We start from the raw sequence: 24,492 nt of genomic DNA on the forward strand, positions 1-24,492 counted from the left end.
GCCGGGCATTTGGAAGTCAACGACAGAAATAAACATTTATTCGGACGCGTCTGTATACAACGAGACGCACCGAAACATTGCGGAGGTTCCCTATGTTTTATTTCTTTTGGTGCGCGATGTGTTTGGTGGCGGCGGCACGAATATTGTCGAACCTGCAGTCTGTATTTCCCTGAATGCATGCGGCACGATGCGCCGCTATGAAAAAGCTCGCCACTTCTCTTGCTCTGATCGCCGCGTTCTTTTGCGTCGCTGCGACCGCTGCCGAATCGAACGACACCACCCTCCTGCTTCGCCCCGCGAGGGTGTTCGATGGGACCACGATGCACGAAGGGTGGCGCGTGCTCGTCAAAGGCGATCGCATCGTCGCTGCCGGAGCTGATGTGACCGCGCCGGCGGGCGCGCGTGAGGTGGAGCTCGCGAACCAGACGTTGCTGCCGGGTTTGATTGAAGGCCACAGTCATCTGTTCCTGCATCCATACAACGAACGCAGTTGGGACGATCAGGTTCTGCATGAATCAATTGCGCTACGAACGGCTCGCGCTGTGACATTCGCGCGAGCCACGCTGCTGGCAGGATTTACTACTGCGCGCGACCTTGGCACTGAAGGCGCGGGCTTCGCAGACATCGGTTTGAAGCAGGCCATCGATGAAGGAATCGTTGCCGGTCCGCGCATGCTGGTGGCGACGCGTGCGATCGTGGCGACCGGCGCTTATGGGCCGAAAGGTTTCGAGCCCGGTGTCGAGGTGCCGCAAGGCGCTGAGGAGGCGAGCGGCGAGGGCGTCGTGCTCGCGGTACGTCGGCAGATCGCGGCCGGTGCGGATGTGGTCAAGCTCTATGCCGACTATCGCTGGCGCCCGGGGGAAGAGGGTCGTCCCACTTTGTCAGCCGCCGAGCTGCGTGCGGCAACCGAAGCGGCTCACGATGCCGGCCGCACCGTGGCGATTCATGCGAGTACCGCTGAAGGCATGCGGCGGGCAATTGCCGCCGGTGTCGAAACGATCGAGCATGGCTACGGCGGAACCAAGGAAGTGTTCGCCTTGATGAAGGAGCGCGGCGTCGCCTTGTGTCCCACGCTGGCCGCTTCGGACGCGGTCGCTCGCTATCAAGGGTGGGATGGGCGCGAGCCGGCGCCGAAAGCGGTCGAGGCCGCGCGCTCGAGTTTCAAGGCAGCCCGGGCCGCGCAGGTCAGCATTTGTGCTGGCGGCGACGTTGGCGTCTTCGCTCATGGCGACAATGTTCGCGAGCTGGAGCTGATGCAAGCCGCCGGCATGCCCGCCCGCGACGTCTTGATCGCGGTGACCTCGGGGAACGCGAAGATTTTCCGGATCGACAGCAAAGTCGGTTCGGTCCGTCCCGGGCTGCTCGCCGATCTGGTGGCTGTCGAGGGCAACCCGAACGAGGACGTCCGTGTGCTCCGGCAGGTTCGGTGGGTCATGAAGGGTGGTGCAATCGTTGCTAATTGAGCCGGTGGCCCTCGGCGGAATGGCTAGACTGGCCGCCGCCTACGGTTCGGAGATAAAGACGTGAATTTGAAGTCGACGCTCGTGTTTTCGCTCATGCTGAGCGCGTTCGCCACGGCGGGTGTGCGAGCCGATCAGCCGGCGCAGTCCGACTCCGAGAAGGTCAAATTTCAGTGGGGCGTGAAGATCCCCCTGCGCGACGGCGTGAAGTTGAACGCCACGGTCTACACGCCCAAGGATCAGAAAGAACCCGCTCCCTGCGTGTTCACGCTGACGCCGTACATCGCGCAGAGCTATCACGATCGCGGCGTGTATTTCGCCGCTCACGGTTACCCGTTCCTGACTGTCGACGTTCGCGGTCGAGGCAATTCAGAAGGCGAATTCCGGCCGCTGATCCAGGAAGCGCACGACGGCCACGACGTCGTCGAATGGCTCGCGCAACAGCCCTATTGCAACGGCAAGGTCACGATGTGGGGCGGCTCGTATGCGGGTTACGACCAGTGGGTGACGGCCAAGGAATTTCCGCCGCACCTGGCGACCATCGTGCCGGTGGCTTCGCCGCATGTCGGCACTGACTTCCCCATGCGCGGCAACATCGCCGCTCCTTATCTGATGCAATGGCTGACCTTCACCAGCGGCAAGGCATCGCAGGCCAACATCTTCGGGGACGCGGAGTTCTGGGGCACGGTGAACCGTCAGTGGTACGAGTCGGGCACGCCGTTCAAGAATCTGGATACGATGCTCGGCAATCCTTCCAAGACGTTCCAGGAATGGGTCGCGCATCCGCAGATCGACGGCTACTGGGATTCATACAACCCGACGGCCGAGCAGTACTCGAAGCTGTCGCTGCCGATCCTGACCATCACGGGCAGCTACGACGGCGATCAACCCGGTGCGATCGAGCACTACCGTCAGCATATGAAGCACGGCAGCGCTGAGGCGAAGGCGCAGCACTATCTGGTGATCGGTCCCTGGGATCACGCCGGTACTCGCACGCCGCAGGCGGAGTTCGGCGGCATGAAGTTCGGACCGGCGAGCCTGGTCGATCTGCCGAAGCTGCATCTGGATTGGTATGGCTGGACCATGCAGGGTGGCAAGAAGCCGGAATTTCTGCAGAAACGCGTGGCCTACTACGTGATGGACGCGGACCAGTGGCGTTACGCCGATACGCTCGAGGCCGTCACCTCGGAATCGCGCTCTTACTTCCTGGACTCGAACGGCGGTGCCGCCGACGTGCTGGCGTCCGGCTCGCTCGGCACCTCGCCGGGCAAGGGCAAGCCCGATCAATATGTCTACGATCCACGGGATTTGAGCATCGCCGAGGTCGAGCGCGGCCTGGATCCTTCCTCGCTCACCGATCAGCGTCCGATCTACGCCCAGCAAGGCAAGGTGCTCGTGTATCACACGGCGCCATTCGAACGTGATACGGAGCTCAGCGGCTTCTTCAAGCTGTCGGCCTGGCTGGCCATCGATCAGCCCGACACCGATTTCGTGGTCTCCGTCTACGAGATCCGCCCGGACGCGACCTCTGTCCTGCTGACCAACGATCAGCAGCGCGCCCGCTATCGGCAGAGCGAGCGCCAAGCCAGGCTGGTCACGACTCGCGAGCCGCTCAAATATGAGTTCGACAGCTTCATGTTCACCTCGCGCATGGTCCGCAAGGGCAGCCGGCTGCGTCTGGTCATCGGCCCGGCCAACTCGACGTACAGCCAGAAGAATTACAACAGCGGCGGCGATGTTTCCTCCGAGACGCTGCAAGACGCTCGCCCCGTCACCGTGAAGCTGTATCACGACAAATCGCGCCCGAGCACACTGTTCGTGCCGATTGGCCAGCGCTGATGACCCGGTGACCGCGATGGCGCATCATTCCGCCCGGGATGAAAATCATCGCGGTCACCAACATCAAGGGCGGCGTGGGCAAGACCACCACGGCCGTCAATCTGGCGTTCCTGAGCGCGGCGGCCGGCTTTGCCACGGTGCTGTGGGATCTCGATCCGCAGGGGGCGGCCACATACATCCTCCGGGCTGAGGCCGGCGAGGGCGCGACGGCGAAGAAACTGGTGGCGGGCAAGCGTGAGCTGCCCGAGCTGCTGGTGCCGTCATCCTATGAGCGGCTCGACGTCATTCCCGCTCATTTCTCCTATCGTAATTTCGATGTTCACCTCAGCACCCGGAAGCGGCCGACGGAACGGCTGCTGCGTATGAGCGGTCCGCTGAGCGAGAAGTACGACGCGTTGTTTCTGGATTGCCCGCCCGGCATTTCGTTGCTGTCCGAGAACGTGCTCCGGGCCGCGGATGCGGTGGTGGTGCCGATGCTGCCGACGCCGCTGTCGGTGCGCATGCTGTCGCAGCTCAATGAGTTCATCGGCGACCAGGGCTGGACCGACATTGCCGTCCTGCCGTTCTTCTCGATGGTGGATCGGCGCAAGGGGCTGCATCAGACCGTGATCGCAAGCACGCGCGAACAGTACCCCTCGATCCTCGGTTCCGAAATCAAATACGCCAGTGAGATCGAACGCATGACATTGCGTCGGGCGCCGCTGCCAGCCTATGCACCAAAAAGCGCCGAGGGTCAGGCGTACTCGGCGCTGTGGGACGAAATCGTCGCCCGGATTGGAATGAGAGTGCGGTCGGATGAGCCCGTCGGGGTTGACGATTCCGTGGCGCCATTCATGATTTCCTAGCGCGGCACTCATGACCGGCGCGGACTTTATCGTCCCGCGCATTTGGCCGAAGCTGCCACCCTCGTTATCTGGAGGCGACCATGGCTACCTTGACTGCGGCCCGCTCGGGCACTTTTCGAATCGGCGGCGAGCTCGAAGTTCATCGCCTGGGCTTCGGCGCGATGCGCATCACTGGCCAGGGCATCTGGGGCCCGCCGGCGGACAAGGCCGAATCGCTGCGCGTGTTGAAGCGCTTACCCGAGCTGGGCGTGAATTTCATCGACACAGCGGATTCATACGGCCCCGATGTGTCCGAACAGCTATTGCGCGAGGCATTGCATCCCTACAAGGGATTGGTCGTCGCGACCAAAGGCGGCCTGACGCGCCCCGGACCGGATGAATGGGTGCCGAATGGCCGGCCGGAGTATCTGATCAAGCAGGCGCATGCCAGCCTGAAGAAGCTCGGCGTGGAGCGCATCGATCTGTGGCAGCTCCATCGTATCGACCCGAACGTGCCGCGGGCCGATCAGTTCGGAGCGGTCAAACAGTTGCTCGACGAAGGCGTGATCCGGTTCGCCGGCTTGAGCGAGGTCAGCGTCGATGACGTCAAAGCGGCGTCCAAGGTGTTCCCGGTCGCGACGGTGCAGAACATGTACAACCTGGCGAATCGTGGCGCCGAAGAGGTTCTGAACTACTGCGAGCAGCAGGGCATCGGCTTCATTCCCTGGTATCCGCTCGCCGCGGGTGAGCTTGCACGGCCCGGTTCCGTGCTCGACAAGATCGCCAAGGAGCACAAGGTCGCGCCGAGCCAGATCGCGCTCGCGTGGATTCTCAAACGCAGCCCGGTGATGTTGCCGATCCCGGGCACCTCGAAGGTGAAGCACCTCGAAGAGAACGTCGCGGCGGTCCAGATCGAGCTGTCGGACAGCGAGTTCGCGACGCTGAACAAACTCAGGGCGTAGCTTCTTTGCGCATCCGCGCAATCGCGACTTCGCCGAGGGGCTCGTTGCTTCGAATACGGAAGCTGTCGGCCCACTCGCGGGCGAAGTCGCGTTGGTAGACGATGTTGATGCAGGCGGTCACGATCATGGTGATCAGCGCGCCGAGCGATGCGAGCGCCATGTCCTTGTGCGCGTCCCAGACATCGCCTTGCGTGCCGAGGTAGGCCATGCCGAGATCGCCGCCGAAGAAGGCGGCCGCGCCCCATTCGATCAGCTCATAGAGCATGGACGTCGACATCGTCAGGTCGAGCGGCAGGAAGTAACCCCAGAAGCCGCGCACCGCGACCACGCGGAGGAACACCTCGCGGATGGGGTAGGCGAGCAGCAATCCGTAACTGAAGTGAACGACCCGGTCGAAGTTGTTGCGTTCCCAGCCGAACAGCTCATTGATCGAGAACCCGAACCAGTGCCGGGCCGCCTGATCGTAGGGGACTTCGGCGTAGGTGTAGTGCGCGCCGATCGTATGCAGGCAGAGGAACACGAACAGGGCCGTGTACGAGACGCTGGATAGCGGGAAGACGCGCGACGTTGCCAAGATGCCCGCGGCGCCCAACAGTAACAGCACGTTTTCGAGCAGCCAGTCCGACCGGTACAGGGGAGCGATGGCGAGCGCGACCCACAGCGCGGCGAAGGCCGCGACCAAAGTCAGCAGATAAGCTCGACGCGTCACTCGGAGTCTCCAATTCCAGATGCGCGCGAATGTACCCCGGCGAATGCCGCACAGCCAGCGCGCACTCGGCATCCCCGTAGCGGGGCGCAGATTGTGAGCACCATCACTTCAATAATGGGTGCGGCGACATTATGTTCTGGGTCATCCGGCCGATGAACAAACAACGGGGGTAACCCCGGGCCCCTGGGCGGTCGGGCTGAGACCTGGATCACTTTTTTTCGGGACAGAGCGATGAGATTGCGTTGCGCCGGTGCGGTTCTGTTGGCTCTCGTGTGTGCTCAGTCGGCGAATGCCAGCACGGGCTATCTGGCCCGTCCGGAAGTGCGCCAGTTCATCGAGGCCATGGAGGCCGAGCATGGCCTGGAAGCCGCCGAGCTCGAGCGCGTGATTGGCGCTGCTCAGTATCAGCCGGTCGTGTCGCGTCTGATCGGTCCGGAGCGGCCGGCCAGCGCCACGCCGCCGGTGCGTTCCTATCCGAAGTATCGGGCCAAGTTTCTGACCAGGTCGCGAATCGCGGCGGGCGCCCGGTTCTGGGACATTCATGAAGCGGACCTGCGTCGTGCGCAGGCCGAGTACGGCGTTCCTCCGGAAGTGATTCTGGGCATTCTCGGCGTCGAGACCGCGTTCGGACAGAACACCGGTTCGTTCCGGGTCGTCGATTCGCTGACGACCATCGCGTTCGACGGGCCGCGCCGTCAGGAGTATTTCCGCGATGAGCTGAAGGAACTGCTGCTCATGGCCCGCGACCTGAACATCGATCCACTGACCATCAAGGGTTCGTACGCCGGCGCCATGGGGCTGCCGCAGTTCATGCCGTCGAGCATCCGCAAGTACGCGGTGGACTTCGATGGCGACGGTGTCATCGACCTCTCCGGCAGCACGTCCGACGCGATCGGCAGCATCGCCGCCTATCTCAAATCGTTTGGTTGGGCGGATGGCGAGCCGGCGTTGGTGCCGGTGCATTTGCCGCCGCACAGCGCCGCCGATCTGGTGACCGGCCTCGAACGCACGCACGAGGTTGCGGCGTTGAGGGAGATGGGCGTCAGATTCTCGGTCAAGCGTCTGCCTGAGGGCATGTGCTCGGTGGTCGAGCTGCCCACGCCGGGCAAGCCGTCGCGATACATGGCGGGCTTCGGCAATTTCGAAGCCGTCACCCGTTACAACCGTTCGACGTTCTACGCCACGGCGGTTCTCGATCTCGCCAGTGCGATCCGCGAGGCTCGCAATCAGGTGACCGCGAGCCGCTAGTGAGATGGCGCCTTGCCGAACTGCACGCCGCCGTCGTGAAAGGCGATGTCCGGTTGCGAACGAAGCAGGGCGATCATCTCGGCGCCAGCCAGGAATACTGGCCCATAACCGTGCGCGGCCGGTACGTGCACCGGGCGATACATATAAAACATCGGGTCCCAGCCCATGCCCGTGCCCACGCAGGTGCCTTCCACCTGACCTTTCTGGTTCACTCGGGTCGTGACGGCATTCCAACCGAGTGACACGGCCGGCCCGAAAGCGCGCGGATCGAGCCAACCCCGATTGATTCCGCGAACCAAGGCGAAGACGAACATCGCGCTCGCCGAGGTCTCTTCATACGACTCGCGGCATGCGCTCGATAGAGGTGTCGCGCGCGTCGATAATCTCAGGGCTGTTCAGGGGAGGACGCGTGAAGCGTATAACAATCCTGTTCGTCGGGCTGTTCTGCAATGTTTGCTGCGCGCAGGACGGCGCCGATTCCGCTTCGCTCCGGCGACGATTTCAACAGCCGGCCGGCGATGCCCGATGATGCGTTGGTGGTGGTTCGGGCCGGCGGTCACGCCCGTGGAGCTGGATCGTGAAATTGCCGCGATGAAAGCCGGTGGCTTCGGTGGTTTCGAAGTGCAGCCGGTGCGGCTGGTGCAGGCTACGGATTCGGTAAAATAGCGAAGCACTGACGTTTCCAAAATCCGCCACAATCCAGCGAAAAAGTTGCGGATTCCGGACACCTAATACCTCCGTCGCGCGCGACGTTGGTAATTCTCACCTTACTCTCGGTCTCAAACAGCGGCGGCACAGCGGGCCGACACGCCAGGGAGACCGACTTGAAAGTTCTGGCCATTGCCGAGCATTTTCCGAGCCCCTACAAGGCTTATCACTATGTCCAATTCGAGCGTTTCCTGAGGGACGGTCACGAGCTGGAGCTCTACGCCTTTGGCCAGCATGCAGGCGGCGTCGGTACCGGCGGGGAAGAGCCTGCCTTTGTGAGCAAGACGCGTTATCTGCCGGCCACGCTGCGCGATGCGCCGAAGTTCCTGGGGAAATTTCTGGGTGGCATGTGCCGGCATCCATTTCAGGCGGTGCGCGGCTTTGCTCATCCGGCGCCGTTCAAACATCGGTGGCTCAATCTGATTCGCGCCGTGCTGCTCCCGGCGCAGGCGCCGGATGTTTGTATCGTTCACAACTTGCGCGCCGCCATCAACGTTCAGTTCCTGAAGAGCATCTATCCGGAGGCCGCGATCACGATGCACTACCACGGCGGTGAGCTGCCCGGCGTGCCGGTGCCGCCGGCGGTGCTGGTGCGAAGTGCATTCAACAGCTTCGACGTCGTGTTCACGAATACCCAGAGCTCGCTTCAGCATGCGATCAGTCGTGGGCAGTCGCCGGAGCGGGTCGTGATTTCACAGGTGGGATTCGACATCGAGACGTTTCCCGATCCGCAGCCTCGCGTCTATCGGCGCGAGGGAAAGCTCAATGTGCTCATGGTCGGCCGGTTGAGTGAGGAAAAAGGGTTTCTGTTCGGGCTGCAGGCATTGCAGGCGCTGGTCGCGGAAGGGCAGAACATCGTGATGCGCGTTGCCGGTGATGGTCCCGAACGCGAGCGGCTCACGAACTTCATCGCTCAACATGGCCTGGAGCGTCACGTCGAGATGCTTGGGCGAGCCGATCAGCATCAGCTGAAGCGGCTTTATAGCGAGGCGGATGTGTTCCTGTTGCCGAGCGTCCCGCGTAATACCTGGGAGGAGAACCAGGCGTGCGTCGTGCAGGAGGCGTTGTTCATGCGAGCCATTGCGGCGGTGAGTCGCACCGGCGGCGTTTGCGAGTCGACGGCACCGATCATGCGGCCCTACAGCTTCGATCCCGGCAGCGTGGACGGCATCGTCGCGAGTCTACGCACGTTGTCGAGAACGCCCGAGGATCAGCTGCAATCGTTGGGAGCACAGGGTCGTGCGTTCGTCGCAGCCCGCTATGACATTCGCAGGCTCAATCGCGAACTGCTCGATACCGCGCTGGCGTCACGCAAAGCAATCGTCGCTGACATCGAGGACTGTGCGGTCGACGGGGTCGAGTAAGCCCAGCCATCGGTCGATGCGCGGCAGCTCCCATCTGTAGAAGTACCGGCACGCGGTCAACTTGCCCCGATAGAACGCAGCGTCCGGTCCATCGATCCCGCGTGCCGCAGTCACAGCCTGATCGAGCCAGAGCCACGCGACGACGACATGCCCGAAGGCATCGAGGTAGCAAGAGGCATTCGCGAGCCGAAGTGTGGCATCGGGAATGGATCGAAGGCTCATCGTGGTCTCGAGCACGCGCGACCAGGCCGCGCGTAGTGCGGCGGCTTCTGCCGTGAGTTCTGGAATAGCAGCGGCGCGTTCCGCCGAGCGCTCGATGCGCTTGCTGAGATCGGCCAGGGCCAGACCATCGGCGCTGCCGACCTTGCGGCCGAGCAGGTCGATGGCCTGAATGCCGAACGTTCCCTCATGAATCGGGTTCAGGCGATTGTCGCGATAGAACTGTTCGACATTGAAGTCCTGCGTGTAGCCATACCCGCCGTGAATCTGGATCGCGAGATCGTTCGCCACTACGCCCCATTTGGACGGCCAGCTCTTGGACACCGGCGTGAGCAGGTCGAGTAGCTGTCGGGCGCGCTGAGCTTCGTCGGCAGGCGCGGTATTCGTCTCGTCAACGAGACATGCCGAGAACAACACGAGCGCGAGCGAGCCTTCGACGAATGCCTTCTGCGCGAGCAGCATTCTGCGCACGTCGGCATGATCGATGAGGCGCACCGGTGCCGATTCCGGATTGCGCTGCGTTGGCAGGCGGCCTTGATGTCGACTGCGAGCGTAATCGACCGAATGCAGATAGCCGGTGTAACCGATTGCCGCCGCCCCAAGGCCTACGGTGATGCGGGCTTCATTCATCATATGGAACATGTAGGCCAGCCCGCGGCCTTCCTCGCCGATGAGCTCGCCGACGGCTCCCGCCCGACCGCCGGGCCGATGCCGGCCTTCGCCAAAGTTCAACAAACAGTTCGAGGTGCCGCGATAGCCCATCTTGTGATTCAAGCCCGCGACCACGACGTCGTTGCGCTCGCCGAGCTTGTGGTCCGACGCCGGCAAGTGCTTTGGGACTGCAAATAGCGAGATTCCGGCGACCCCGGGGCGGAGCATGCCCCGGTCGTCGGGCACCTTGGCGAGCACCAGATGAACGATGTTGTCCGCGAGGTCGTGATCGCCTCCGGAGATCCACATCTTGTTTCCTGTGAGTCGATAGCTGCCATCCGGCTGACGTTCCGCGCGCGTCGTGATGTCGGCGAGCGATGAGCCGGCATGCGGCTCCGACAAGCACATGGTGCCAGTCCATCTTCCGTCGAGCATCGGACGGACGAAACGCCAGATCTGCGACGGCGTGCCATGTGTCAGCAGCAGATTGGCGTTGGCGATCGTGAGAAACGCATACGCCGCGGTGGTGGGGCAGGCAGCGAGGACGAACGCGAGGCCGGCGCGTTCCACGACATACGGCAGGCGCATCCCGCCCAATGTTTCTTCCTGACAGGCGGCGAGCAGTCCTGCCCCGGCGAATGCTTGCAATGCCGAGCGTTGCTCGGGGGCCGATACAACATTTTCGCCGACCAGGCGCGGTGGCTCCCGATCCACTTTCTTGTTGTGAGGTGCGAACTCGGCGTGAGCGATCTCGGAATAAGTATCGAGCGCCGCGTCGAATGTTTGCCTCGAGTGTTCGGCGAATGCCGGCCGCGCCGTCAGGCTCGTCACGTCGAGCCATTCGAACAACAGGAAGTCCAGGTCGCGACGGGACAGGAGCAGGGAGTTCATGAGCTGAAACCTTAATATTGACTGTCGAGTCAGTCAATGTTAATTCTAAGATATGGCGAGCGAACACCTCGCCTGACCGCGGCCACCGCGGCGTGAAAGAACGCGGCACAAAGCCAACAGGGGGATGACATGAACGGTTTGGATTACCGAATGGCGCTGATTGCGCTGGTGGTCGCGGCGGCTCCCGCCGGCGCGCAGAACTCATCAGGCCCGACGAATACGCAAGGCCAGTCGATCGCTCTCGAAGAAATCATCGTCAGTGCCACTCGCCGGAGCGAGCGGCTGCAGGATGTGCCGCTCAGCATCTCGGTGTTGTCACAAGCCGAGCTGACGCAGAAAGGTATCGTCGGTTTCGAGGGCATTGCCCGCGAAGCCCCCGGCGCCGTGCTGAATGTCGCGAGCGACAACAATGTGCGTCTCACTGCCCGCGGCATTTCAACCAACGGTTGGGGCGCGGGGCTGCAGACCACGACCACCATTTATCTCGACGATCTACCCCTGAGCACCATCGGCAACACGGTGACGCTCAATCCGAATCTTTACGACGTCGAACGGGTCGAATTCCTGCGCGGTCCGCAGGGCACGCTGTTCGGCTCGGGGTCGCTGTCCGGCGCGCTGCGCATCCTGACCAAGAGTCCGGATCTCACGACTTACGATGCCTCGGCGCTGGTCGATATCGGCCATACACCCGACGGTGGCGGCACGCGTCAGCGTTACAACGCCATGGTCAATATTCCTCTGGTCAACGACAAGCTCGCGTTGCGCGTGGTCGGCTTTCATCGTGACGAAGACGGCTACATCGACAACGTCGGTACCGGCGTCAAGAATGCCAATTCGCTCAAAGATTCGGGCGGCCGCGCGATCCTGCTGTGGGAGCCCACCGACCGGTTGAGCGTCAAGCTGCTCGGCTCCTACGAGGACAGCCATCCCGAAGACGCGTCGCTGACCAACCCGACGTTGGGCGAGCGCAAGCGTTATTCCACGCGACCCGACTACTACACCACCAAGACCCAGATCTATAACGCGACGTTGAACTATCGATTCGACGGCGCGGATCTGACCAGCTCGTCGACTTATTCCATTGCGGACGGCCTGTTTGTGGTCGATCTGGCGGGGACGTTCGCCCGTGCCATTCCGTTCTATCTGGACGACAAGGCCAAGACGACGACGTTCGTGCAGGAGGCCCGACTGGTCTCCGATCAGCAAGGGCGCTTCGAGTGGGTCGTGGGCGGCTTCTATCTCGACCGCGATCTGGATCTGGTGGGCAAGCAGCAGTCGAGCCCGGAATTCCTGGCCGCGCGCGGCATCACCGGCTTGCCGGCCGACGCCACGTTCAACAGTTTCGGCAGCGACACGCGCACCTATGAGCTGGCGGGTTTCGGTGAGCTTTCCTATCACCTGACCGACACGCTCTCGCTCACCGGTGGTCTGCGCTATGGAAAATATGGCGGAACGCTGGACACCGACGCAGGCTTCAACTCCGCGTACTTCACTTACGCGCTCGCGGGCATCCGCGCGCCGCTTCCTCTCATCCCGGTGGCGGCAACCTCGACGGACTTGAAATCAGCCGAACGAACGTCGTGGAAAGCGAGCCTGGCGTATGAGCCCTCGCGCGACTTGATGACCTACATCACCGTGTCCACGGGTTATCGGACGCCGGTCTACAACGCCCGGGCGGGCAGCGTCAGCGTGGTCAATCCGAGCGATCTGATCATTCCCGCCGGCGCGAGCTCGGACGATCTCACCAACTATGAGATCGGCATGAAGGCGCGCTGGCTCGACGGCAAGCTGACGACCAACCTGGCCGCGTACTACATCGATTGGGAGAACATCCAGGTTCAGGCCAACCGCTCTTCGGATTCGATCCAGTTCGCGACCAACGTCGGCCGCGCCGCCAGCCAGGGCCTGGAAGCTGAGATCACCCTCACGCCGGTGCGCGGACTGATGTTTGGCTTGAATGCATCGTTCAACGAAGCCGAGGTGAAGGAGCTCACCGCTCAGGAAGCTGTGATTTCCGGAGCCGAGAAGGGCTCGCGGCTGGCGTCGCCGAAAGTGCAGGGCTCGTTCTTCGGCGCGTACAACTACAAGCTGGGCGATACGCTCACGGGCTTCACCAGCTTCCAGATCGCGCACGTCGACTCGTTCCCCAACGGCTTTCCCAACACGCCGGGCAGGGCGGGTGTACGCAATCCGTTGTATGGCATGACGGACGATTACACCTACATCAATCTGCAGACCGGCCTCGGCATCGACAAGATGACCGCGACCTTGTACGTGGAGAATCTGGGTAACAACGACGGCGTCGTGTACATCCATCCGGAGGCGTTCGTCGACAGCCGCTACACGATTCTGCGGCCGAGAACGTATGGTGTGCGTTTCGGCTATCAGTTCTGAGCCGGCCATGCGGATGTCACTGCCAATGTTTGTTGGGGTCACGTGTCTGGCACTCGCGGCGGCCTCCGTCGCGAGTGAGGCGCTACCGCAGGTCCAGACTCGCACGGGCGTCGTGCAAGGAGCGACCGATGCAGCTGCCAAGGTCGACGCTTACAAAGGCATTCCATACGCCAAGCCGCCGGTCGGCGATCTGCGCTGGCGACCGCCAGTGCCGGCAGCCGCGTGGCAAGGTGTGCGAGAGACGCGGAAATTCGGACACTCCTGCCTGCAGCCGCCGTATCCGCCGAACAGCGTCTACTTTGGTGACATTGCCTCGCCCAGCGAAGATTGTTTGACGCTGAACGTTTGGGCGCCGAGCGGTGCACGAAAGCTACCGGTCTCCCGCGGGATATCCTCGGCCGCGCTTGCAGGAGCGCGCGGCCTCCCGGTCATGGTGTGGATTCACGGCGGCGCGTTGTTGAGGGGAGGGGGCTCCGAGCCTTTGTACGACGGCGTCAAGTTGGCCCAGCAGGGAATCGTCGTGGTTTCGATCAACTATCGGCTCGGCCTGCTGGGATTTTTCGCGCATCCTGCACTGAGTGCCGAATCGGAGCAGCACATCTCTGGTAATTACGGCCTGCTCGATCAGATCGAAGCGCTGCGCTGGGTTCGTGACAACATCGCCGAGTTCGGCGGCGATCCCGCGCAGGTCACGATTGCGGGCGAATCGGCCGGCGGGCTCAGCGTGATCGCGCTGCTCGCCAGTCCGCTCGCGCGTGATCTGTTCTCGAAAGCCATCGTGCAGAGCGCGTACATGCAAACCAATCGCGCGCTTCGCGATGACGCGCTGGGTCTGCGTTCCGCCGAGGCCGAGGGCGCGGCGTTGGCCAAGGCGGCCGGCGTATCGACTGCGGCCGAGCTTCGTGCCGCCGATCCCGTGAAATTGTTCATGGCGGGCCTCGCCAGCAAGTGGGGACCCGAGCCGGTGATCGATGGCGTGGTGTTGAAGCGGCAGCTGTTCGAGACATTTGCTCACGGCGAGCAGGCGAAGGTGCCGGTCATCGCCGGCTTCAACGAGGGGGAGATCCGATCGCTGCTCTACTTCATGCCCGGCGACATTCCGGCCAACCAGGCAGCGTATGAAGCGGATGTCCGTCGTCGTTTCGGTGCGGAGGCAGCAGCCTTTCTAGCTGTGTATCCGGGAGCGAATCCGCGAGAAGACGTGATGGCGTCGATTCGCGACGGCGCGTGTGATTGGACCGCTCAATCGCTAGTGCGCCTGCAGGCGGAGGCAGGGCAACCGTCCTATCTCTATTATTTCCGGCACAGCACGCCCGCGCAGCGGGAGCGGGACCTGGCAGCGTTTCATGCCAGCGAGCTGCCCTATATCTTCGGCCAGGTCGGAGAAAAGGCTGCGCTTGGACCGAACTGGCCGCGGCCGCCACTCACGAGCGCGGAGTCTCAACTCTCGGATGCCATGCTCAGCTATTGGGCTTCGTTCGTTCGGAATGGGGTTCCGCAGGCGGCGAACATGCCGGCTTGGCCACGTTATACAGCCGACGGTCGCGGCTATCTCGATATCGATGAACGGCCCACTGCCGGGCGCGATCTGCATCCCGGCGCTTTTGCCTTCGCCGACAAGTTGATCTCGACGCGGCGCCAACAGGGTCGCGGCTGGCGGCTCGATATCGGTTTCTCGGCCTTCAGCGTTGACGATCACGCTGCGGGCCGGCAGCCTGCTACCCCATGAGCACCCTCACCAAAGCCAAACCGCAAGGCGCAGCCGCGCCGGTGCGCCGTACCCGTGTTCCAAATCACAAGGCACGCGTCAAGGAAGCGTCCATCGCGCGCATTCTCGACGCCGCCGAGCAGTTGTTTTCCGAGTTCGGCTATCACGGTGTCACGTTGAAGGATGTGGCGGCCCGTGTGGGCATCAGCTCGACGTTGATTCACTACCACTTCAAAGGCAAGGAAAGCATTTTCGAAGCGGTCTGGGCGCGGCGGGCACCGGTCTCCGCGCGCAATCGTCTCGAAGCGATGCGACGTTACGCCGAAGAGGCGGGCGATAAAGTTACGGTCGAGGGTGCGCTGCACGCCTGGATCGACACCGATCTGAACGTGCAATTGGAAGACCCGGAACAGTGGGCCGCGTTCGGCAAAATCGCCGCGCAAGCCAACAGCGCCGCCGGGTGGGGCGCCGAGAAGATGACCAAGTACTTCAACCCGGTGGTGCTGGCACTGATCGATCTGTTGAAGAAGGCGATGCCGGAGTGCGACGAAGAGACCATCTTCTGGGGCTATCACTTCGTGTCCGGCGCCATGACTCACAACATGGCACGTACCGGCCGCTTGGATGAGCTGTCGCACGGGCTGTGCTCGTCCTCGGATTTCGAATCGATCCGAAAGCACATGGCGAAATTCATGGCCGCCGGCTTTCACGCCATCTGCCAGGCCTCGAAGCCCACCAGGAAAAAGAAGTAGGAGGCAATGGAAACATCCCGCTCGCCCGAATCGCGCTATGCCTGGGGCGTGCTGGCGCTGTTGTGCTTCGTCTATGTCCTGAACTTCCTGGACCGGCAGCTGCTGTCGATCCTGGCCAAGCCCATCCAGGATGACATGGGCATCAGCGACGGTCAGCTCGGACGCATCAGCGGGCTCTATTTCGCGATGTTCTATTGCATTCTCGGCATTCCGATCGCGTGGCTGGCCGATCGTGGCAATCGGGTGCGCGTGCTGACATTCGCCTGCACCCTCTGGAGTGCGGCGACTGTCGCCTGCGGGATGGCGCAGAACTATTCACAGCTCGTCATCGCCCGGATGAGCGTCGGCGTCGGTGAGGCGGGTGGCGTGCCGCCGTCCTATTCGATCATTTCCGACTACTTTCCGGCGGAGCGTCGCGGGACGGCGCTGGGTCTGTTCAATCTCGGACCTCCCATTGGTCAGGCACTGGGCGTGGCCTTTGGAGCGAAGATCGCCGCGTTATACGACTGGCGGCTGGCATTCATCGTGATCGGGGCCACGGGAATCGTGGCTGCAGCGGCAGTGTGGGGCGTGATCCGAGAGCCGAAGCGCGGCGCGACCGATGTGCAGGTAACGGCGAGCACAGAGACCGTGAGTTTTTGGGCCACGATGCGCATGTTCGCGACGCGCCCGACGCTCACCCTCGTGTCGCTCGCGGCGGGTGCCACTCAGTTTGTGACATACGCGACGATGGGCTTCACCACGCTGTTTCTGATGCGCGAAAAGGCGATGACGCTGGATGAGATCGCGCTGTGGTATGCGCTCATGCTCGGCGTTTGTGTCAGCGCCGGCATCTTTTTGTCGGGGCGCTTGATCGATCGGTTCGCGAAGCGCTCGCCCCAGGTGTATGGCTTGCTGCCTGGAACTGCGCTTGCGATCGCCGTGCCGTTTTTTATCGGCTTCGTGCACACGCCGGCCTGGCCGGTCGCGCTCGCATTCCTCGCGGTGCCGACGTTTCTGAATTATTTCTATCTCACGCCCGCGGTGACGTTGGTGCAGAACGCGGTGTCCGCGCGGCAGCGAACACTGGCCGGCGCGGTGTTGTTGCTGATCATGAATCTGATCGGGCTGGGTCTCGGGCCGACCTGGGTCGGGGCCGTGAGCGACTGGCTGCGTCCGACGCATCCAACGAACTCGCTGCAACTTGCGTTCTACAGCCTGGTTCCCTTCTATTTGATCGCGATCGTCCTGCACCTGGTGCTGGCGCGCCGGCTCGGACGCGAGCGCGAAGTGATTTCCCGTTAGCCATGCCGACACCCTCCGCTTTGCTGGCCGGCGCGATGCAGCCCTATGCACTGACGCTGGACCGCTTCATCGATCACGCGGCGAAGTGGCATGGGAACGTTGCAGTAGTCACCGGCGGCAGTGGCGGGGCGAGTGCTCGCATCGGATATGCATCCATGCGGGAGCGAAGCAATCGCCTGTCGGGCGCGCTGCGGTCGCTCGGCCTCGTGCAGGGAGAGCATCTCGGTTTGCTGGCTTGGAACAGTCAGGCGCACATGGAGTGCTGGTATGGCGCCATGGGGATTGGGATCGTCTGCCACACGCTCAACCCGCGAATGTCAGCTGCGCATCTGGCGGCAATGGTTCATCAGGCGGCCAATCGTGTGCTCGCGGTGAGTCCCGATCTGATCGCGCTGGCGGAGCAACTGATCGCGCTGTGCCCGACCATCGAGCACGTCGTGGTACTCGATGAACCTGGTGCGCCCGGGTCTTTGCCGAATTGCGGTCATGTTCGCGCGTGGCGATACGAAGAGTTATTGGAAGAGCGAGGGCGGACCGTTGCCTGGGGTGGGTTCGATGAGAACACACCAGCCGGTCTGTGTTTCACCTCGGGCACCACGGGCAAGCCGAAGGGGGTCAGTTACACTCACCGCTCGAACTATCTGCATACGATCCATCAGCTGCAAGCCGATGCGAGCGGCCTGACCTCGCGCGATGCGGTGCTGGTTGCCGTGCCGATGTTTCATGCCAACGGCTGGGGCTTTCCGTTCTCCGGCCCGGCGGCGGGCGCAAAGCTGGTATTGCCCGGCCGGCATCAGGATGGCGCCAGTCTCGCGAGCTTGATCAATTCCGAGGGGGTCACCGTTGCGGCGGGTGTGGCCACGGTGTGGCTCGGTCTCGCCGACTATCTCGACAAGACGGGAGAGGACGTGCCGTCGTTGCAACGGATCATGCTCGGCGGGGCGTCGGTGCCGCAGGCTTTGATGGACCGTCTCGAGCAGCGTCTCGGCGTGACCGTTCAGACCAGTTGGGGAATGACCGAGTTGTCGCCGCTAGGCACGGTCACGCCTGCGACGTCGCCCGCGAGAAAAGCCAGTCGATCGGGACGGCCGCCGCTCGGCGTAGATTTGTTGCTCACCGATGCCGATGGGCTGGCACTGACGGAACAGCGCGGATCCGAAGGGCGATTGCGGGTGCGCGGTGCCAGCGTCATCGAACGCTACTTCGGTGAATCCGAACCGGCGGTCGACGCGGCCGGCTGGTTCGACACCGGCGATCTCGCGGTCATCGACGACGACGGCAATGTCAGCATCACGGGCCGCGCCAAGGATCTGATCAAATCGGGCGGCGAGTGGATCAATCCTGGTGAAATCGAAGCCATCATCGGCGCGTTGCCGGAAGTGGCGCTGGTCGCGGTCGTCGGCCGCGCGCATCCCAAGTGGGGTGAACGTCCCATCCTGGTCGTCGAGCCGCGCAAGGGCGCGAACATTGCCGATGAAGCGCTGCTCGATGCCCTCCGGTCGCGCGTCGCCAGCTGGTGGCTTCCCGACGCCATCGTGCGGGTCGCCGCCATGCCGCTGGCGACCACCGGTAAGATCGATAAGAAACGTTTGCGGGCTGAGCACGGCTGACTCCCGCCCCGTCGTTCGACCTCACTGGGCGAGTGGCGATCATGCTTGCATCCGCAGCTGATGGGCATATCACACCTGGTGCTTGTGATCGACGGTGGTGCGACTATCATCTGACGTGGATTGCGACGGACTCGACTGAAGGGAGTGCCCATGGATGATCGCTCACTCGCATTTCTTGGCTGGATGCTCGCGCTGTTACTTCCGGCAGCGGCCCTGGCCGCACCGCTGGGCGTATTCGAGGATCACGCCGACATCGGCAACCCCAAGTTGGCCGGTCACGCGACCTGGAATGCAGCCTCGCAGGAATATGAGTTGACGTCGGGCGGCGTCAACATGTGGGACAAGCGGGATGAATTCCACCTGGCCTGGCGCAAGCTTCAGGGCGATTTCATTCTGCAGGCCCGCGTCGAGTTCCTGGGCAAGGGCGTGGACCCGCATCGCAAGGCCGGGCTGATCGTTCGCAGCAGCCTCGATGACGACTCACCGTATGTCGACGGGGCTTTGCATGCTGGAGACGGCCTCACGTCGCTGCAGTTTCGTCGCAGTCGAGGCGCGATCACCGAACAGCTCGAAGCTGCGGTCAAGAGCGCGGATGTCGTTCAGCTCGAACGGCGCGGCAATACATACATCTTTTCCGCCGCACGTTTCGGCGAACCGTTCGTCACCCGCGAGATCTCGGACCTCGCGTTGGGCGACAGCGTTTATGCGGGGCTGTTCATATGCTCGCACAACGGCGACGTCACCGAGACTGCCGTATTTCGCAACGTTCGAGTGATCCGCCCGGCCAGGCCCGACTTCGTCCCGTACCGCGACTATATCGGCAGCGTGCTGGAGCTCCTCGATGTGAACACGGGCGTGCGCCAGGTCATCCGACATTCCAATGAGCCGTTCGAAGCGCCGAACTGGACCCCTGACGGAACGGCCCTGATCTACAACACCAGCGGGCGCGGCGAAGGCCGAGGGCGCCTCTATCGCTTCGATCTCGCCACCCGTCAGGCGACGCTCATCGATACCGGTTTCGCGATTCGTAACAACAACGACCACGTGCTGTCGTTCGACGGCACGATGCTGGGAATCTCGGATCAGAGCACCGACCAGAATCAATCCACGATATTCACGCTGCCCGCGGTCGGTGGCACTCCGAAGCGAGTCACGCCGCTCACGCCGAGTTATTTGCACAGCTGGTCGCCCGACAAAAAATATCTGCTCTACACCGGTGGCCGCAACGGTGAGTTCGACATCTATAGAGCCGCCGCCGACGGCAGCGGTAGCGAACAGCGGCTGACGAGCGCGCCCGGTGTGGACGATGGCCCGGAGTACACCCCGGACGGTGCCACGATCTATTTCAACTCGGAGCGCAGCGGTCGCATGCAGATCTGGCGCATGCGCGCGGACGGCTCGGACCAGCAGCAGGTGACGGACGACCAGCACAACAACTGGTTTCCGCATATATCACCGGACGGAAAATGGATTGCGATGATCAGCTACGTCGACGAGATCAAGCCGTCCGAGCATCCTTACTACAAGCGCGTCTATCTGCGAGTCATGCCGGTGACGGGCGGCGCTCCGAAAGTCATCGCATATGTGTATGGCGGGCAGGGCACGATCAATGTGCCGTCCTGGTCGCCGGATGGCAAGATGCTGGCATTCGTCAGCAATACGGATGAGCTGGCGCCCGGTCGCTGACCCGAGACCTCGAAACCAAGAGCCCGTCGCGAGCGAAGATCCCGGAGATCAGCCTCCGAAGGCGACACGGGCGTGAGCGGGATGCGAACGAAGATCGGGCGAGTGGGATTGGCGATGATCGCGGCGCTGGCTGTATGTTCCGCGGCCCGGGCGGCGGTACCCAAGGAAGTGCACATCAACCTGGGTTCCAACACTGCACCGTTGATGGCAACAGTCCGGGTCGAAGATTATCGTGCGGCGCCGCTCGATCTGCTGACGCCGGTCGCGACGGGCGACTCGCAGATGATCCGGTTTCTGAAGGCGTACTACGAGATCGGCAGAGCGGGTGACATCAAGAAGGTGGCATCACTGTTCGAGCCGCATCTGCAAGCCGGCGTCAATGATTACTACCCCACGGCGAAGTCGCTGAGCGAACAGTTCGCGGATTTGCGCACTGTGCGCCTGGTGGCGGTACTGCATTGGGGCGAGTACCAGTTTGGCGTCGTCAAGCATGTGAGTGATGTCGGTGAGGGCGGTAGTCGCGACTCCTCATGGTCACACGCCGCCCGCTGCTTCGGCGACACCTGCCAGATCGGCGATCATTTTACGAACAGCCTGCTTGGTCGCAGCGTGTCCGCGGCGTTTGCTGACAAAGGTGCTGTACAAGTCGACGCGCCGGCACAAAGTGACACGCCGTTGCCGATGCTGCCGGCCGTCGTCGATGCGGCCCGCAAGGTTGTCTCGACCGACCCCATCGTTCTGCATCTTGATCGCGCCTCCGACCAGACGACCGCGAGCGCGCGCAAGCTGGTCTCGACCCTGACCGAGAATCTGCGAGTCACCCGATCGAAGCAGCCAACCTTTGAAAAGCTCTCGATGTTGTACTCCGCCGGCACGCCGAAGAGCGTCGCCGTGTTCCAGCGCGGCAGCGAAGTGCCTGCTTACAACTACAGCGCTTATCTCATCTGGTTCGCGAATCACGCCCCTTGGACTGTCGGCAGCGTGTACTCGCTCGGTCCGGATGTTTGCGTGGCGCTGCTGAAGTCGGAACACGATCGCGCGGTGCACTTGCTGCCGTTGCAGCGCGCGGGCACTGGCTGGGCGATCGTTTCCGATCCATCGAGCCTGGATGCGTGGCCGGTGCTGTCGTCGATCAGTGCGTATCAGGCGCTGCAGAATCGTTGAATGTCAGAGTCGTTTCAGTACGCGAATCTGAAACGATCGGTTTTTCAGATCGCCTTGCGACGAGTCGAAGGCCGCGGCGCCGCCGACTTCGGCGACATTGGGCTGACTGTTGAAGATGTTGAACACGCCCGCGACCAGGCTGACCCGATTCCATGCGGAGTCTTCGCCAAACCGCGCGCCTAGATCGATCGAGCCCTGCAGATCGAACAAGGTTCGCGATGCGAGCCTTTTTCCGGTTCGCACTCCGGCCACGGCGTCATCATAAGGAGGTGTGTAACGAGCCGCGGCGGCAATGCCGTACGGCCCGCGCGCCCACTTGAGCGACGCAATCGCCCGCCATTTCAGAATGGATCCGGACTCGCTGGCCAGATTGACCCGCTCCACCGCCGGCCGGCCGGGCACGTCGTTGTCGCGATAGGATGCGAACCAGGTGGTGCGCAACTCGGGGGTGAGGTGTCCACTGTCCGTGGGCAGCTCGGCGTGCAGCGTGAGATCGATGCCGCTGGCCTCCAGTCGACCTGCATTGATGCGCGAGGCGTCCACTGATAGCAACTCGCCTCCATCGTAACTGCGCGTGATGCGCTCCCGGAACAAGGATTCATTTTCGACCAGCACGGTTGGCGACAAAGTGGAGACGCGACCGTCCAGGCCGACGCGCCAGTAGTCGATGGAGATGAAAGCGCCCGCGAAGAACTCGGGCGAGAAGGTCACACCCGCGGTCAATGTTTCCGACGTCTGCGCTTCCAGTGTGTCATTGCCGCCGACCAGCGTCGTGATGGTCTTGAGCTCATTGTCATGCGCCGGATCGGGTACCGTGCCGAGCGTCGTGGTTTTCGGTCGGTACAACTCATAGAACGAAGGAGGTTTAAAACTGTAACCTCGGAATACTCGCATCTTCAGCGCCGGCCACGGATACCACACCACTCCGTACTGAGGCCGGATCACGTTACTCATGCCGTCGTAGTGATCCAGGCGACTTCCCGTGGCGAGATAGAGTTGATGAAGTCCGGGTCGCGCGGTGTCCTTGCCGACGATCGGCACCTGCAACTGGAGGTAGAGCGAGATGATGTCGCGATCGCGGTCGAACCACCCCAGGGGCTTGCTATCGAAGACCCCGGATTCCTGCCGCCACTCCGCGCCGAGCATCAAAGCGATGGGGCCGGCGGCGGTACGAGCCAGCGGACCTTCGGCATGAGATATCGCTTGCAGGGCGCCGGAGATGAAACGGTCGATCTGGCGAGGGACGATCAATTCACTCAGCAGCTGCGCCTTGCCGATGGCCCCGGCCTGAAATGGATTGAGAGCCCGCTCTGGATTGTCAGTCGCCAGCGCCTGCACGACCGGGCCATCGGGGCTCAAGTCCAGGGTGCGATCCATCCACGTGATGGCTGTCTCGCGTGAGTAGAGAGCGGAAATGTTCCACTCCCACTCTCCCCAATGACCTTGCAGAGCGGCGACGGCGCGAATCAGCTCCGCGTCCACAGATTGGGATTGCGAGCCTAGCTCGGGCATCAATCGAAACGATCGAACTGTCGCGTCGAACGGCGAGAACGGATTGCTCGTGGGCACGGGTAGCCCGAGCAGCGCCGGCGGGCAGAGAAAGAATCGGGAACTGTGGCCGGCATAGAGCAGCTCGGTCGACAGCCGCAGCGACTCGCTGATGTTGTACGTGCCATTGGCCAGCACGCTCTTGCGCTTCGACTCCGGAACGATCGAATAGAATCTGAGCAGGTTGTCCTGATTGGGCGTGCCGGCGGTCGCCACGAAATCATCCAGAGTGATACCGGGCGTGGTGTCGACGATCGGCACGGCCGCGACCGGCGAGCTGAGCCCGGGGAGGTTGCGACCGTCTGTCGAGGTGATATTGCCGGCCGCGCTGAGCAGCGCGCGCAGATTCTGCTCGCCGAGAAATCGTTGGTTGCGCCACAGATCGCGTTCGGCGCCGAGCAAGCCGCCGCCATCGAAATAGTCCACTGTCACCGCGCCACTGAACCGTTCGCTTTCGGTGCCGAGGTGTAATGTTCCGCGTCGTTGCTCGGCGCCGCCGGCGGCGCCGCCATATTGGATTTCGACGGTCGGATCGGTCACCTCCCGGCGCAGCAGGACGTTGATGATGCCGCCCGCGGCGTCGGTGCCATAGGCAACCGCGGTCGAGTCCACTATGAGCTCGACGCGCTCAACGGCGGTGATCGGAATGGTGTTCAGATCGAACGCGTTGGCGGTCAAGCTCGCCGCACTCGGCATCGCGCGACGGCCATTGATCAGAACCAGCGTGTTGTTGGAGCCGAGCCCGCGCAGATCCGCGTACTGGGCACCGCTGACTTGGTAGCCTTCGGGGCGTGCGAAAGTGCTCTGAGAAATATATCGAAGTGCCTCGGAGACTGAGGACACGCCGAGGGCGGTGAGGTCCCGACGTTCCAGCACGGTGATGGGCTGGATAGGCAGCGGGTTCGACAAAACCACCATTTCCTCGGGGGCCCCGGTCGGAGGGGGCACGACGGGCGGAGCGGCCTTGGTGGACGGCGCGCTCGATTGCGTGATGGATTTCTCCGTGGTTATCGTAGAGGAGCGGGTTTCGATGATGAGTTCGTTGGATTCAATGCGGTAGCTGAGCGTCGAGTTTCGCAGCACCCGTTCCAAAGCGTCCCCATACATGAGCTCGCCGTCGATGGGGCCAACCTCGGCTTCGCGTTCCTCGGCATGGCCGCTTCGATAATCCAGCTGCAACTTGTGAAGCTGCTTGAGTTCGTTCAGGGTCTTGATGCGGGACTGGCGGGGAATGTGCAGCTCGTGGACTGCTGTCTCGATATTCCATTCGCTGGCGGTCGCACAGGTCCACGAACCCAAGAGATACAGGCAGAGCCACGTGTGTGGAGAGAGGACGCTGGCGAGATCGCGGTCGATCATGACATTGAGGGACCGCGCCTCCGCAGCATTCAGCCTCCGTGTCCCGGAGCGCAATTAACAATCACGATCCATGGTGACAAAACGTTCCACATTCCGTGGAGTTTTTGGGGGC

The 24,492-nt window shown here is 62.6% G+C and carries 18 protein-coding genes; 14 read left to right on the plus strand and 4 right to left on the minus strand.

Annotated features, from left to right (window positions below):
• Positions 1-197: 197 nt before the first annotated feature.
• The 4 genes from EKO19_RS28110 to EKO19_RS28125 all read left to right on the plus strand — a co-directional run bounded on the left by EKO19_RS28110 (position 198) and on the right by EKO19_RS28125 (position 5,085).
• The gene (locus EKO19_RS28110) at positions 198-1,463 is read left to right on the plus strand and encodes a metal-dependent hydrolase family protein (protein ID WP_129780704.1); all 1,266 of its coding nucleotides are present in this window, start codon (positions 198-200) and stop codon (positions 1,461-1,463) included.
• A gap of 60 nt (positions 1,464-1,523) precedes the next feature.
• Positions 1,524-3,299, plus strand: coding sequence for a CocE/NonD family hydrolase (locus EKO19_RS28115; protein ID WP_129780705.1), 1,776 nt, complete (start codon positions 1,524-1,526; stop codon positions 3,297-3,299).
• A gap of 38 nt (positions 3,300-3,337) precedes the next feature.
• Positions 3,338-4,144 carry a ParA family protein gene (locus tag EKO19_RS28120; protein ID WP_129780706.1) on the plus strand — a complete coding sequence of 269 codons (807 nt, stop codon included), beginning with the start codon at positions 3,338-3,340 and terminating at the stop codon, positions 4,142-4,144.
• An 80-nt stretch (positions 4,145-4,224) separates the two neighbouring features.
• Positions 4,225-5,085: an aldo/keto reductase gene (locus tag EKO19_RS28125; protein WP_129780707.1), complete on the plus strand. Its 861-nt coding sequence runs from the start codon at positions 4,225-4,227 to the stop codon at positions 5,083-5,085.
• Here EKO19_RS28125 and EKO19_RS28130 read toward each other — a convergent pair.
• Positions 5,075-5,767, minus strand: a complete 693-nt coding sequence (locus tag EKO19_RS28130; RefSeq protein ID WP_246038982.1) for a DUF2238 domain-containing protein — start codon at positions 5,765-5,767, stop codon at positions 5,075-5,077. The two genes, EKO19_RS28125 and EKO19_RS28130, sit on opposite strands and share 11 nt — an antisense overlap.
• Positions 5,768-6,025: 258 nt before the next feature.
• Here EKO19_RS28130 and mltB point away from each other — a divergent pair, with 258 nt between their 5' ends.
• Positions 6,026-7,042, plus strand: a complete 1,017-nt coding sequence (gene mltB / locus EKO19_RS28135) for a lytic murein transglycosylase B (protein ID WP_129780709.1) — start codon at positions 6,026-6,028, stop codon at positions 7,040-7,042.
• On the opposite strand, the gene EKO19_RS28140 is transcribed toward mltB, so the two are convergent.
• Positions 7,039-7,431 carry a glycoside hydrolase family 88 protein gene (locus EKO19_RS28140; RefSeq protein ID WP_281281129.1) on the minus strand — a complete coding sequence of 131 codons (393 nt, stop codon included), beginning with the start codon at positions 7,429-7,431 and terminating at the stop codon, positions 7,039-7,041. The genes mltB and EKO19_RS28140 overlap by 4 nt on opposite strands.
• Positions 7,432-7,567: 136 nt before the next feature.
• On the opposite strand from EKO19_RS28140, the gene EKO19_RS38425 reads away from it, so the two are divergent.
• Together EKO19_RS38425 and EKO19_RS28145 are read left to right on the plus strand one after the other, a co-directional pair.
• Complete coding sequence (locus EKO19_RS38425; protein WP_157995473.1) at positions 7,568-7,708, plus strand: hypothetical protein; 141 nt, start codon at positions 7,568-7,570, stop codon at positions 7,706-7,708.
• Positions 7,709-7,866: 158 nt separating this feature from the next.
• Complete coding sequence (locus tag EKO19_RS28145; protein WP_129780711.1) at positions 7,867-9,114, plus strand: glycosyltransferase family 4 protein; 1,248 nt, start codon at positions 7,867-7,869, stop codon at positions 9,112-9,114.
• Here EKO19_RS28145 and EKO19_RS28150 read toward each other — a convergent pair.
• Positions 9,058-10,875, minus strand: a complete 1,818-nt coding sequence (locus tag EKO19_RS28150) for an acyl-CoA dehydrogenase (protein WP_129780712.1) — start codon at positions 10,873-10,875, stop codon at positions 9,058-9,060. The two genes, EKO19_RS28145 and EKO19_RS28150, sit on opposite strands and share 57 nt — an antisense overlap.
• A 129-nt stretch (positions 10,876-11,004) precedes the next feature.
• On the opposite strand from EKO19_RS28150, the gene EKO19_RS28155 reads away from it, so the two are divergent.
• The 7 genes from EKO19_RS28155 to EKO19_RS28185 all read left to right on the plus strand — a co-directional run bounded on the left by EKO19_RS28155 (position 11,005) and on the right by EKO19_RS28185 (position 21,473).
• Complete coding sequence (locus EKO19_RS28155) at positions 11,005-13,269, plus strand: TonB-dependent receptor (protein WP_129780713.1); 2,265 nt, start codon at positions 11,005-11,007, stop codon at positions 13,267-13,269.
• A gap of 25 nt (positions 13,270-13,294) precedes the next feature.
• The gene (locus tag EKO19_RS28160) at positions 13,295-14,998 is read left to right on the plus strand and encodes a carboxylesterase/lipase family protein (RefSeq protein ID WP_217705662.1); all 1,704 of its coding nucleotides are present in this window, start codon (positions 13,295-13,297) and stop codon (positions 14,996-14,998) included.
• Entirely contained in the window at positions 14,995-15,729 is a 735-nt protein-coding gene (locus EKO19_RS28165; RefSeq protein WP_129780715.1) for a TetR/AcrR family transcriptional regulator, read from the plus strand. The genes EKO19_RS28160 and EKO19_RS28165 overlap by 4 nt, the downstream gene beginning before the upstream one ends.
• A 6-nt stretch (positions 15,730-15,735) precedes the next feature.
• Positions 15,736-17,013, plus strand: coding sequence for a spinster family MFS transporter (locus tag EKO19_RS28170; protein ID WP_129780716.1), 1,278 nt, complete (start codon positions 15,736-15,738; stop codon positions 17,011-17,013).
• 2 nt (positions 17,014-17,015) lie between these two features.
• Positions 17,016-18,623, plus strand: coding sequence for an AMP-binding protein (locus tag EKO19_RS28175; RefSeq protein ID WP_217705663.1), 1,608 nt, complete (start codon positions 17,016-17,018; stop codon positions 18,621-18,623).
• 150 nt (positions 18,624-18,773) lie between these two features.
• Positions 18,774-20,309: a TolB family protein gene (locus tag EKO19_RS28180; RefSeq protein WP_217705664.1), complete on the plus strand. Its 1,536-nt coding sequence runs from the start codon at positions 18,774-18,776 to the stop codon at positions 20,307-20,309.
• 81 nt (positions 20,310-20,390) lie between these two features.
• On the plus strand, positions 20,391-21,473 hold the full coding sequence (locus EKO19_RS28185; protein WP_129780717.1) for a hypothetical protein: 1,083 nt from the start codon (positions 20,391-20,393) through the stop codon (positions 21,471-21,473).
• Between the two features lie 3 nt (positions 21,474-21,476).
• On the opposite strand, the gene EKO19_RS28190 is transcribed toward EKO19_RS28185, so the two are convergent.
• On the minus strand, positions 21,477-24,380 hold the full coding sequence (locus EKO19_RS28190) for a TonB-dependent receptor domain-containing protein (RefSeq protein ID WP_129780718.1): 2,904 nt from the start codon (positions 24,378-24,380) through the stop codon (positions 21,477-21,479).
• Between the last annotated feature and the right edge of the window lie 112 nt (positions 24,381-24,492).

The organism is Peristeroidobacter soli (assembly GCF_004138485.1).
GTDB classification, from domain to species: domain Bacteria; phylum Pseudomonadota; class Gammaproteobacteria; order Steroidobacterales; family Steroidobacteraceae; genus Steroidobacter; species Steroidobacter soli.